Annotated in this window: 11 protein-coding genes and 1 other annotated feature; of the genes, 5 read left to right on the top strand and 6 right to left on the bottom strand. The window is 29.7% G+C overall.

Annotated features, from left to right (window positions below; all coding sequences use genetic code 11):
* Window positions 1-73 precede the first annotated feature (73 nt).
* Both B3W71_RS15700 and rsgA read right to left on the bottom strand, forming a co-directional pair.
* Window positions 74-1,057, bottom strand: coding sequence for a phosphotransferase enzyme family protein (locus B3W71_RS15700; RefSeq protein WP_346889887.1), 984 nt, complete (start codon window positions 1,055-1,057; stop codon window positions 74-76).
* A 5-nt stretch (window positions 1,058-1,062) separates the two neighbouring features.
* On the bottom strand, window positions 1,063-2,142 hold the full coding sequence (gene rsgA, locus B3W71_RS15695; protein WP_346889886.1) for a ribosome small subunit-dependent GTPase A: 1,080 nt from the start codon (window positions 2,140-2,142) through the stop codon (window positions 1,063-1,065).
* A 918-nt stretch (window positions 2,143-3,060) separates the two neighbouring features.
* Here rsgA and B3W71_RS15690 point away from each other — a divergent pair.
* The 4 genes from B3W71_RS15690 to B3W71_RS15675 all read left to right on the top strand — a co-directional run bounded on the left by B3W71_RS15690 (window position 3,061) and on the right by B3W71_RS15675 (window position 7,233).
* Window positions 3,061-3,927 (top strand): acyltransferase domain-containing protein, encoded by an 867-nt coding sequence (locus B3W71_RS15690; RefSeq protein ID WP_346889885.1) that lies wholly within the window; start codon window positions 3,061-3,063, stop codon window positions 3,925-3,927.
* Between the two features lie 105 nt (window positions 3,928-4,032).
* The gene (locus B3W71_RS15685) at window positions 4,033-5,754 is read left to right on the top strand and encodes a DUF4091 domain-containing protein (protein WP_346889884.1); all 1,722 of its coding nucleotides are present in this window, start codon (window positions 4,033-4,035) and stop codon (window positions 5,752-5,754) included.
* A gap of 325 nt (window positions 5,755-6,079) precedes the next feature.
* Window positions 6,080-6,538, top strand: a complete 459-nt coding sequence (locus B3W71_RS15680; protein ID WP_346889883.1) for an NUDIX hydrolase — start codon at window positions 6,080-6,082, stop codon at window positions 6,536-6,538.
* A 218-nt stretch (window positions 6,539-6,756) separates the two neighbouring features.
* Complete coding sequence (locus B3W71_RS15675; RefSeq protein WP_346889882.1) at window positions 6,757-7,233, top strand: HIT family hydrolase; 477 nt, start codon at window positions 6,757-6,759, stop codon at window positions 7,231-7,233.
* A gap of 590 nt (window positions 7,234-7,823) precedes the next feature.
* On the opposite strand, the gene B3W71_RS15670 is transcribed toward B3W71_RS15675, so the two are convergent.
* The 4 genes from B3W71_RS15670 to B3W71_RS15655 are packed head-to-tail and all read right to left on the bottom strand — an operon-like array spanning window position 7,824 to window position 10,963.
* Complete coding sequence (locus B3W71_RS15670; RefSeq protein ID WP_346889881.1) at window positions 7,824-8,732, bottom strand: cysteine synthase family protein; 909 nt, start codon at window positions 8,730-8,732, stop codon at window positions 7,824-7,826.
* Window positions 8,716-9,168: an S-ribosylhomocysteine lyase gene (locus B3W71_RS15665; RefSeq protein ID WP_346889880.1), complete on the bottom strand. Its 453-nt coding sequence runs from the start codon at window positions 9,166-9,168 to the stop codon at window positions 8,716-8,718. The genes B3W71_RS15670 and B3W71_RS15665 overlap by 17 nt, the downstream gene beginning before the upstream one ends.
* A gap of 1 nt (window position 9,169) precedes the next feature.
* Window positions 9,170-10,312, bottom strand: a complete 1,143-nt coding sequence (locus B3W71_RS15660) for a trans-sulfuration enzyme family protein (RefSeq protein ID WP_346889879.1) — start codon at window positions 10,310-10,312, stop codon at window positions 9,170-9,172.
* A gap of 24 nt (window positions 10,313-10,336) precedes the next feature.
* Window positions 10,337-10,963, bottom strand: a complete 627-nt coding sequence (locus B3W71_RS15655; protein WP_346889878.1) for a class I SAM-dependent methyltransferase — start codon at window positions 10,961-10,963, stop codon at window positions 10,337-10,339.
* Window positions 10,964-11,020: 57 nt separating this feature from the next.
* Window positions 11,021-11,272, bottom strand: a binding site (T-box leader).
* Window positions 11,273-11,654: 382 nt separating this feature from the next.
* Here B3W71_RS15655 and B3W71_RS15650 point away from each other — a divergent pair.
* Complete coding sequence (locus tag B3W71_RS15650) at window positions 11,655-12,500, top strand: aldo/keto reductase (protein ID WP_346889877.1); 846 nt, start codon at window positions 11,655-11,657, stop codon at window positions 12,498-12,500.
* Window positions 12,501-12,946: the final 446 nt, after the last annotated feature.

Below are 12,946 nucleotides of genomic sequence, written 5' to 3'. Positions count from 1 at the left end.
ATTCGGGGATTACCTCAAAGGAGTGTAATAGGAAAATAACTAAAAAATCCTATAACACTCCTTCTATAATTAATTAAATAGGCATTGCAAAATTATCTTTTCTACAATCTAATAAATTCTTTAGCTTAATTCTCAAATTAATCATCCAATCAGGTTCGTTGTCCCATTTTTCTTCCATGGAGCGAAGTATACGGACATATCCATATAAATTAGCATATCTTCTGAAAATAGGCAATAATTTAAGCATTTCATCAGAAATATCATACTCTAAGCGGTAACCCTTAATAAACTCATTTATCGAAGGTTCTACTTGTTCTTCTGGCATATTTCTTCTTATACTATCTAATGATTGCTCGATATCCAATGCATACCAATGATACATCACATCATCAAAATCTATTGGATTATAGGTTTTTGTGATTTCATTATAAAATATGTTATCAGGCTCAAAGTCATAATGGATAAGTCCAAAGTTTTCTTTTGTAGTTGGTATTTTTGAAAAATAAGCTTTAAGTATAGATAGCTCATTTTTAGTAGCAATTTCATCTGGAAAAGTTAATAATACATTTTCCATCCAATCCATCGTCTCTTTCCAATCACTTCGTTTGTCTCTTATTGGGTTAAAAGCACTGCTTAGTTTATGCAATTTTCCTAAAGCTTTACCTAAGCCAGAGATTAAATCCTTCGTCAAAGGCATTTCTGATATTTGTTTGCCAGATGCTTTTTTAAATGCAACAGCACAGAATGTTCCCCAAGGTGTGTCTACTACTTCAAGTTCATTGCCGGACTTAGATAGTATAGTTTCTACTGCAGGATAGCCATTACTTCTCAGATAACTCAGGAATTCAAGTTCAGCAAGTATCTTTTCCTTGGCTTTTTCCTCGGTAGGTGTAAATCTAAGAAAAAAAGTATTACCTTGATTCTTACACAAATAAACTGCATTTGCAGATATCCTATAATATTCTAATAGATTAGGATCATTATAATCGTACTCCCAATTCTTGAGTATCATATGAGCTAAGTCTTTATTATCAAACAAATACTTTAATTTTAACATTCAATTTAACCTCTTTTCATATTTCTTTTATTAAATTTATTTGTCCTGTTATTATAATATGATTCTTTGCTGCCCTTTAGAGCTTTAAGTTCTTTCAATTGACTTTTGTAGCTGTTAAATCTTTCAATGCTTAATGTTCCATCTTCAATAGCTTTTTTAACTGCACAACCAACTTCTTTCTCATGTTTGCAATCTCTATATTTACATTGATCTACCAAGGTGTAGATATCTTGAAAGCTTTCTGAAAGTATATCTTCATCAGCCCATAATTGCAGCTCCCTAACACCTGGAGTATCAATAACTGAGCAGCCTGAACTATGCTGTAAAAGCTGGCTACTTGTGGTAGTGTGTGTGCCTTTACCATTAGAACTGCTTATAGTATTTGTTTTTTGTATTTCATCACCAAAAATATAATTAACAATTGTTGATTTGCCTACACCAGAAGAACCAAGAAATACTATGGTCTTACCACAGCATAAATATTTATCAAAGATATTCATATTGATATTATTTAAAACACTTATGGGATGTACAGCTATCCCTTTTGTAATAGTATTTATTTTTTCTATATAATCAGGTATGTTATCGCAAAGATCACATTTATTTAACAGTATAACAGGTGTAGCTCTACTACTAAGAACTAAGGTAATATATCTTTCAATTCGACCTATATTAAAATTATCATCAAGGCCACTTACAATAAATGCAATATCTATATTTGAGCCTATAATTTGTTCTTCTATATTTCCTCCAATCAGTATACCGTTTTTCATTTTTCTTCCGCCTGATATAGCAAGTTTACGAGCAAAGTAACTTTTTCTTGGTAATATCGCATATATAATAGCTTCAGTATCATTAATAATCTTAATTGCAACCCAATCTCCAACTGCAGGATAATCTTTTTTAACATCTGCATTATACATAAATTTTCCGCTTAGTCTACTATTAAAGTCACCTTTTTCTGAACGAACAATATAGTTTCCTTTATGCTGCGCTATGACTCTTGCAGCAAAGAACCCATTACTTAAATAGGGCTCAAAATTATTTTGAAAATATGTGTCCCATCCTAACTTTTCTAAACTCATAAAATCTCCTTTTCTGTAGTAAGCTAAATTTTAGCTTACTTAAATTTTAAAGCTTAATTTGAGTTTGAGATAAAGTTATATGAAGTTCTGAATGAATGAGCATTATCTTAAATTTATTTGTTAAAGTTATTTATATAAACAGAATCCTTTGCTCCAGAGGGGTTTTTACTCACACTGAAGCTTAGAAATCGTTATCCGATGGCTACCTGCTCTTTAGATAGGAGTATTAGAGCGGGTAGCCATCGGATAAAAAAGTATATAAAAATACCACAGCAAGATTAACCTACTGTGGTATACCTAATATTTGGGCATAAAAAATACACGCTAACCTGTACCGTGAATTCTAATACTAACTATTAAGGCTGAAAGGTTAAATCAAAGTTGTTCAAAAGGCACAACAAATAAAGAGTATACTAAGTACTCATAAAAAATCCTTTTGAACCTATATGCAATTATTTTAAAATCACCTCATATAACTTTTGCATAAAAAAACTTTCACTCCTTTCGGCTAAAATTTACTATTAAGCTTTAGCCATAATATACCATACAGCTACTAAAAATGCAATACTATGAATATTCTCTCAATATAACAGAAGTAAAGAACTCTGTTTATAAAATGCAGTTTTCCTCTAGGAGTCTTAATCCTAGTTACATCAAGGGTTCAAACATGGTAGAATATTGGAAGTGTGGAAGTTAAGAAGTTAGGAATAGTTACGGAAAATCGTTTCTTATTCTATAAAAGTTATTGAAAAAAATGAAGGTTCATTTATAAATTCAATAATAGATGAAGAAGGCATAGAACAAAATAAGTATTATTTAAATCTTAAATAGTTAAATGAATATATATTTGATATTTAAATTTGATTTAAATATTTCAAATATATATAATGTTTCATGTAATTACAAGAGGTGAAAAGCATGAAACAAGTAGGATTTATAGATACACTTTCCGAGTTATTACTTCATCTGGATTTTGATGAACAAGCAAAAGTCGAAGCATTAAAATATATTTCTGCTAATTATTCTTATATATCCAAGGTTTCAGATGAAGCTTATTTAGGAGATAATGAAGAATATTCAATAAAAAAAAGAAACTGCTATACTAGACTTATGATATTAATTTATAAGATGGTAAAACTAAAAAATATATATGATGAAAAAGGATTACCTGAGGAAGTGTTGTACGATACTTTATCAGATGTAACACTTCGCCAAAGATTGTATTCAAAAGAGCATGGTAGGTTAGGCCTAAATGATGAAGATATTATGTGGCTTAAGCACATTTATGAGCTTAATATTTTCAAACTTGGTTCTTTACAGTTTGAAATAGCACATATGGAATATTTAACTTGGAAAGGGCTTGTATATTTTAATGAAGCTTTTAAAAAACTTCCAGAAGGAAAGCCAACTTTAAGTGTTCATATTCTTAGAGGTGTTGATTTGTCAAAGGATGAAATTGATAAATCCTTCGAGAGAGCAGAAATCTTTTTTGCAAAATATTTTCCTAAACATAATTTTGTAGCATATACTTGCAATTCATGGTTATTGTATTCTGGAAACAAAAATATACTTTCGACCTCAAGCAATATTCTAGATTTTGCAAGAAGATTTGAGGTCATAGGTGAAAGCAATTCAAGTGATATGGCTATACAATATATTTTTGGTAAAAAATATAGAGAAAAAAAGGACTATCCTCAAGAAACAAGCTTACAAGTAAATGCACTTAGAGATTTCAAAAATTTAGGTGTAGGATGTGGCATTATCTACAGAAAAGATACAAACTAACAGACTTCTAAGTATCANNGGTGCGAATCGCTTTCACAGAGCGCGATGGGAGTATTAGAACGGGTAGTCATTAGAGAAAAATTTAATAAAAAAGGTTGTAGTAAGATGAATTTGGATTTAAAAATTTTAGATAGTTCAGTAAAACATATAAAAGGTAAAGAAAACTTTATTGAGAATAAAAATTTAGAAGTTGTAAAAGAAGAGAATTTTGCATTTCAAATATTATTAAAAGGAGATGAGCCTTTTTTTTGCTCATTAGAAAAAACTAGAGATATTTATTGGAAAGTACTAAATGATAAAATTCGTATAGATATTTCAGGTTGTGATGAAATATTTGATATGGGATTCTTAGGATATGTTAAAAATGATGATGGAAGCTTAGTAGGAGATCCTATTTTAAAGCATAAATCATTTTATATAGAAGATGGATATCAAATGATATGGGTATCTGGAAAAATCCCTAGTAATTTTTCAAAGGATGAATTAAATTTAGAAATAAAAGCTTATCATACAAAAGGATATGAAAAAGAAAAATTAATTAATTGCCAAAGTATTACTATCAAAATAATTGACTATATACTAAAACCTGTTAAAGAAGGAGATTTTTATTTAGATCTTTGGCAACACCTTAATAGTTGGGCGAGAGCTTATGATGTAGAATATTTTTCAGACGAACATTTTGGAATAATAGACAATTATATAAAAGATTTATCAGACTTAGGACAAAGAGTAATTGATTTAATTGTTACAGATTATCCATGGGCTGGACAAAGATGCTATCAATTTGAAGAAAATGCTTCCAATTTGTTTGAATTTAATATTGTAAAAGTATTAAAGGATAGAGAAGGAAAAATAAAATGCGATTTCTCATCACTTGATAGGTATATTGATATTTGTATTAAGCATGGAATTGACGAGGAAATTAACATATTTGGTATTTTAGGAAATTGGGATGCCTATTCATTTGGAAATCCTATAGAAGAGTATAAAGATCCTATGAGGGTAACTTATTATGATGAAAAAGAGCAGTGCTTTGATTTTATAAGATCAAGGGATGAACTTAAAAATTATCTTTCTATGTTATTTAGTCATTTAGTAGAAAGAGGTTTATGGGATAAAGTTAAGGTAATAAGTGATGAGCCTAGTAATGTTGAATTGTTTAAAGAATGCGTAGAATTTATACAATCTGCTATTTCAGAACATAAGGTTAATTTTAAATGTGCTATTCATGATCAGCAGTTTTTTGTGAATTTTGGAGAAAATATTCAGAGCCTTTCATTAAATACCTGTGAGCTTATAAAAAATATTGAAAAACTTTCTGAAATAAAGAAGGAAGTAAATAAAAGAAAAGGCAGATTTACATGGTATTCTTGTTGTTTTCCAGATAATTTGAATATATTTATTAAATCTCCATTGATTGAAAGTAGATTAAAGGGATGGTTCACATATTATTGGAATTTTGAAGGTTTTTTAAGATGGGCATATGCTATATGGCCAACAGATCCTTTTAAGGATATAAGATATAAATATCCAAAATGGAATGCAGGAGATATGTTTTTAATATATCCAGGAAAAGATCTTAAACCTATGAGTTCAGTAAGATTGAAAAATTTCTTGTTTGGAATACAAGATTTTAATATATTTAAGGAAATAGAAAAAATGGGTATTTCAAAGGATGAACTTATGAAAGAATTGGCAAGTTTGCTTGGAAAGAAGGAAGAAATGGAATTTATACCTGAAAGAAATGTGAAATTAAGCTATTCATTAGATCAGCAAGATTATATAAAACTTAGAAATTCATTAATAAAAAGATATTTAGTTAAATAGTTTAAAATCTTTTTACTATTATGCAGAGAATAATGCCAGTATGTAATCAGAGGATAATATTTGATATATTTGAAAAAGAAAATGATGTTATAACTATAAGTAAGCATTATCAGTTTAACCCACTAAAAACTTGATTGCACATAGCAATACAGCACATAATTATACTATGGTGGAGGATTTTAAGACAGGACAACCAATATCTGTTTAAAAGATGATAATTGTTTAATTTATGGGATTATAATCCATAAGTTATGTATAATAAAAATATAGTTTAAGATGTAAACTACCATTATATACAAAATTTTAAAGGGAGGAAAATATACATATGGATAGACATTTTACAGTTTCAATATTCATTGTTCATGAAGACAAAGTGTTATTACACTCACACAAAAAGGCTAAAAAAATACTTCCTTTGGGTGGTCATATAGAAGTTAATGAATTGCCAGAGGAGGCATGTATTCGTGAAGCCAAAGAAGAATCTGGCTTAAAAATAAGTATTTATAACTCAGTAAACAAAGAACTAAAAAAATCATGTGAATTGGTGGGCGAAAAATTATTAGCAAATCCTATGCACACAATTTTTGGTGAAATAACCCCAGATCATTGTCATATAGATTTTGTTTATTATGCAACTGCAAAATCTTATGAAACAAAACCAGCCAATGGAGAATCTAATTTACTTAAATGGTACACTAAAGAAGAATTGAAAAATGCTAATAATATTCAAGCAAATATTTTATCAATGGCTAATGAGGCGTTAGAATTGTTAACGGAATATTAAATCATAATAAACTAAAATAAAATAGTGGACAGGTTATCTGTTCACTATTTTAAGTTCTTATATCAACATTGGTTTAAAACAGAGCCTTATTTAAATATTACTTATTTTATATTTCAACCAGAATTATAATCCATAAGTTATGTATAATAAAAATATAAACTATTAAACAATAGTAATTTAAGACGTAACTGTATAATATCATGAAGGAGTGAATTATAATGAAAGATTTTATGAATAATGAGTGGAAATCTGAATGTATCGCTTGTGAAATAGATAAAGGGAATATTATACCTCCAGGTGGAATTATAAAGGAAACAGAGAATTTTTTTATACAGCAAGATTTAGAAACTCCACTAAAAGGCTTTCTCGTCATAGTATCAAAAAAACATCTAAAATCAATTGCTCAATTAACTTTAGATGAAGTAACAGAACTTACTAACCTAATATATAAATCTAGATTAGCTTTAAATGAGATTAGTGATATCAATGAAGTGGTTATTATTCAAGAAGAACGTTCAAACCACTTTCATGTATGGCTTTTTCCAAGATATAATTGGATGAATAAGTTATTTGAAAATTCATTAACTGACATTAGAAAAATTATGCAATATGTAAATTTAAATATGAAGAATGAAAAAAATATTAAAGAAGTTTTATCAACAGCTGATTTTCTTAGAAATTTAATGCAATCTTAAAGTTCCAATTAGTATGTAAATTCTAAGCTACCATTTAAGCGTTTTAAATGTGTGCAATGATACTGCATATATACTGCTCAAATAAATATAATACAAAGTTAAGTTGATTCACAATATTGATATTAGACGAACTAAATAGTAAAGTGGACAACTTGATTTGTCCACTTTTATCACGTTCTTATATCAACATTGGTTTAAAATGGAGCTAAAAATAAAAAAGTATTTAAATCTTATTATATGTTTTAGCTTTTTATGTTTTTATGTTCTTGCGCCTTTAACCCATTGAAATTACTAAGTTTATATCTCCCAGAGAAAGTTGTATTTATAGTTTTAATTTATGAAAATAAATTGTTTTAATCATTTTATCACTCCTATAAGTGGAGTGTAAAATGTTAGAAGTGAAGTTTCCTTGAGAAAGAAACTTCACTTCTTATTTTTTCATACAAACTTTAAGTTAATCGCTAAACCAATCATGGCTTTTAGTGATTTAGTTCTTTAAGAAATTATTACAATTAATTAAATGATAAAGTTAATTATAATGCAGATTGCACCACCTATAATTGATGATTGATAGATATAACCACCCCTAACTAATAAATATTTTTGCTGAAATACCTGTCTCCTCGATCTGGAAGAAGGGTAACTATATTGCCACTGTGGATTGTTTCAGCTATCTTTAAGGCAGCAGCTACGGCAGCACCAGAGGAACTTCCAACAATAAGTCCTTCCTTTAAAGCCAGAGTTTTGACCATGGCATAGGCTTCCTTATCGTTGACCTTTATAACCTGATCCACTAACTTCATATCCATTGTATTAGGTATGAAGTTATTACCAATACCTTCAATATCATAGCAACCTATGGTTCCACCTCCCATGGTAGAACCATAGGGATCAGCTAAAATCCCTTTCACATTTTTATTTTTTTCCTTAAGAAATTTTGTAACTCCTGTAAAAGTACCTCCACTCCCAGCGCCAGAAACAAAATAATCTATTTCCCCATCCATGGCTGAATATATTTCTGGACCAGTAGTTTTATAGTGAGCAAGTGGATTAGCTCTGTTTTCAAACTGTTTTAAGCTTATAGAATTTTCTATAGTCTTTAATAATTCCTCAGCTTTTTCAACAGCCCCTAACATACCAGTTTCTCTAGGTGTATTTATCACCTTGGCTCCTAAGGCTCTCATCAATGCTTGTTTTTCAACTGAAAATTTCTCTGGAACTACAAAGATTATATTGTAGCCCTTATTTATAGCCCCGAGAGCCACACCAATACCAGTATTCCCAGCAGTAGCTTCAACTATTGTATACCCTGGCTTTAACTTTCCTTCCTTCTCAGCTTGTTCAATCATGCAAATTCCTATTCTGTCTTTAACACTTCCTCCAGGATTATGATTTTCGAGCTTTGCAAAGATATTAATCCCTGGCTTAATGTCTAAATTATTAAGCTTTATAATAGGGGTATTACCTATAAGCTCTTTGATACTATCTAAATATTTCACTGCTAATCTCCTCGTTTAAAACGTGCTTTGCATACTCTTTCGCTGAAAATAGAGAATGATCCCTATAATTTCCGCATTGTACTGCATTAGTTGCAGGAACTTCTTCTGCTTCTATAACTTTATTTAAGCTATAATTCAGTGCTTCAATAACGACTTCAACTTCAACATCTCCCCAAGCTATCATATAAAATCCCGTTCTGCAACCCATTGGAGAAATGTCGATTATATTATCCATCTTTTCTCTCATATAGCCTGCTAGTAAATGCTCTAAAGTATGAACTGCTGCTGTTGGAAGCTCTTCTTCGTTAGGCTGTAAAAATCTTAAATCGAACTTAGAGATTGTATCTCCATTTTCACCTTGTTGAGTTCCGCATTTTCTTATGAAAGGTGCTTTAACCTTTGTATGATCTAACAAAAAACTTTCTACTTTGACCATTTTATATACTCTCCTTTAACGCATTTTTTAAATCTTGTATTAAATCTTCAGCATTTTCTATGCCCACAGATAATCTTATTAAATTATCTACAATACCAACCTTTTGTCTTAGCTCATAAGGTATGGAGCCATGAGTCATGGAGGCAGGGTGGCAAGCTAAGGATTCAACTCCTCCTAAGCTTTCTCCAAATGTTATAATTTGAAGATTTTCAAGGAATTTTTTATAATCATAGCCCTCCTTAAGGACAAAAGATATCATTCCACCATAACCTTTAGCCTGATTTGATTGAATTTCATAACCTGGGTGGCTTTCAAAACCAGGATAATATACCTCTGATATTTCTTCTCTATTTTGTAGGAATTCAGCAATAATCTTTGCATTGGAATTATGTCTATCCATTCTTACTGCTAAGGTTTTAATTCCTCTAATTAAAAGAAAAGAATCAAAGGGAGCTAGAACTCCACCAGTAGCATTTTGAACAAAATGAAGTCTTTCTGCTAGTTCCTTACTATTTACAACAACAATACCAGATACTATGTCACTGTGACCTCCAAGATATTTAGTTGCACTATGAATAACTATATCTGCCCCAAGAGTTATTGGTTTTTGTAGATAAGGAGTCATGAAGGTATTATCCACTATGGTATATATACCTTTTTCCTTAGCTATCTTTGACACCTCCTCTATATCAGTAATATCCATAAGAGGATTTGTTGGGCTTTCTATATATATGGCCTTTACGGTTTCATCAATGCTATTTCTTACTTCATCTAAGTCAGAGGTATTAACTATAGAATATTGAATACCAAAGTTGTTAAATACTTTATCTAGAACTCTAAAGGTTCCACCATATACATTGTTTGAAATTATTATCTTATCTCCTGACTTAAATAGTGAAAGTACAGCAGTTGTAGCAGCCATCCCTGAAGCAAAAGCAAAACCTGCATGGCCTTCCTCAAGGTCTGAAATAAGTCTTTCTAAAGCCTCTCTTGTGGGATTACCTGTTCTTGAATATTCATATCCTTTATTTAAGCCAAACTTAGGCTGTTTATAAGTTGAAGTCTGATAAATAGGAACATTTACAGCCCCTGTATTCTTATCCCCATCTATTCCACCGTGAATTAATAATGATTCAAATTTCATTTTATTTACTCCTCCTAAATCTAATTATAATTTTGTTGCACTAGCTAAGAAAATCCCTGTTTCAGTGTATTCTCCCCGGCTAGAATAACCTTTGCAACTTAAATCTGTATTTTCTATTTTTATATTTTTAAAGCCAGCCTCTTCTAGCCACTCTGCCATTTGTTTATTTGAAAAGCCGAGCCATTCATCGAACATTTCTTCTCTTGCCCATTGTCCATTATGCTCCATGACATCAGAGATAATAACTACTCCATCTTTCTTAAGAACCCGATACATTTCACTAATTGCCTTTTTTGCATCCGCTATGTGATGAAGTGCCATATTTATAAACACTGCATTTAGAGATTCATCAAATAGGGCTAGATTATCTAGTGAAGATTTTATAGGGTAGATATTTTTGTAGTCTCGTTTTGAAGCAGTAGCTGATAATTCTTTAAGCATGTTTGTGGAGTTATCAATGGAAAATACTATTGCTGCTTCATTAGCCAATGCCATGGAAACAAAACCTGTACCGCAGCCTAAATCAGCTACGATTTTGTCTTTTATATTTGTTATTGATAATATTTTATACTTTAGTCTTTCCTCAAAATATTCGCTTCTTATAACGTTCCAGCTTTTAGCTATGGAATCAAAGTACTGTAAAGAATTCATAATAGTCCTCCTATATATTAATTTTTTTGTAAATAAAAAAACTCCTGCCTCTAAAAATTTAGAGGCAGAAGTTAACTTCCGCGGTTCCACTCTAATTATCATGCATATAACAAAAAATATACAATGACATCTCATTTTTGGTACAATCATACCTCAACGCTTTAACGGGCGTTCACGCTGTCGTCTACTATATTTCGAGACAGTGCTCAAAGATGCATTCACATAAGTTACACTTAAAATCCTTTTCAGCTAGGGGGATTTCTCTCTGTTAGCTTACCTTATGATACTATTTCTTATCATAGCATTTATAATTTTTAATATTTCGCTTTAATAATTTAGTATTATGATATGTTATTAGAATAATTTTGTCAACAAAAATATTTTAATAATTTTATATTTTTTTAAAATCATAACTCAAATTATTTTTGTGTTTTATTTGAAACAGTTTATGTCACATATTATGTAACAATAATTGTATAAAAATATGTAAATAATTATGTAACTTTATTTGTATCAATATTTGTAAATATATATGTACCATAGTCTGTGTTATTAACTGTATCAATATTTGTAAATAAAAAAATCTCTGAAAAGCATTTAGATATTCTTGAAAGAATAATTAGAGAAAATAATATTATAAATAGTAATAGCAAATATATAAAAAATAGTTTATGGAAAGAAGGAGGAATATATGGAATATATAACATTAAATAATGGAGTGAAAATGCCTATTTTAGGATATGGGGTTTATCAAATTGAAAATTTGAAGGAGTGTGAGAGGTGTGTATTAGAGGCAATTGAAATAGGGTATCGTTCGATTGATACCGCTCAGACATATGGTAATGAAGAAGCTGTCGGAAGAGCAATTAAGAAGTGCAATGTTCCAAGAGAAGAATTATTTATTACAACTAAAGTGTGGATATCGAATGCTGGATATGAAAAAACGAAAATTTCTATAGAGAAGTCACTTAAAAAGCTTCAACTTGAATATTTGGATTTAGTATTAATACATCAACCTTTCAGTGATTATTATGGCACATATAAAGCTATGGAGGAAATGTATAAGAGAGGTAAGATAAGAGCTATAGGGGTAAGTAATTTCTATCCAGATAGATTAATAGATCTTATTAAGTTTAATGAGGTAGTTCCAGCAATTAATCAAGTTGAAACACATCTATTTAATCAGCAAGTAAAGGCTAAGGAAATCATGGATAAATATGGAGTACAAATTGAATCTTGGGCACCATTTGCAGAAGGGACAAATAATATCTTTACAAATAAAACTCTTAAAAAAGTTGGAGATAGATATAATAAATCTACAGCTCAAGTCGCATTAAGATATTTAATTCAAAGAGGTGTTATTGTTATTCCTAAGTCTGTGCATAAAGAAAGAATGATTCAGAATTTTAATATATTTGATTTTAAATTAAATGAGGATGATATGCGTAAGATCGCCAAATTAGACAAAGGAAAAAGTGCATTTTTCTCTCATAGTGATCCTAATATTGTAGAACTTTTTGCTGAATCAGAAGAGTAATATGAAATATTTACTTTCAATCTACTAAAAATGTTCATGAAGATTACCTCATAAACATTATACAATACTTTATTAAATTTCAGTGCTTTAAGGATATAGATATTTTAAATATCTATATCCTCTATGTATTTACCTAATGTATAAGCAATACCATCTTCTTCATTATATAAAGTCACTTTTATTACTGGATAAGGTCCAATTTTCGAAGAAATTATTTTTCCAGTTACATAAGAAGAAACAGGACATGGAAAAAAAAGTGAAATCCATGGACCAACATGTTAAAATGTTAAAATGTTAAAATGTTAAATATTTAAATAGTTTCCATTATAACTTTTTAAAAAGTTATAATGCTATATAATGTTACATATACGAACTAAATAATCCTTTTATGAAAACTACTAGATTTACCTAGCACAACAAGTTAATTTATTATTTATTATGAATAA

This window comes from Clostridium sp. UBA1056 (assembly GCA_002316385.1).
In the GTDB taxonomy this organism is placed as follows: domain Bacteria; phylum Bacillota; class Clostridia; order Clostridiales; family Clostridiaceae; genus Clostridium_J.
The sequence above is the reverse complement of the archived record's forward strand: the minus strand, read 5'-3'. Positions and strand labels throughout refer to the sequence as shown.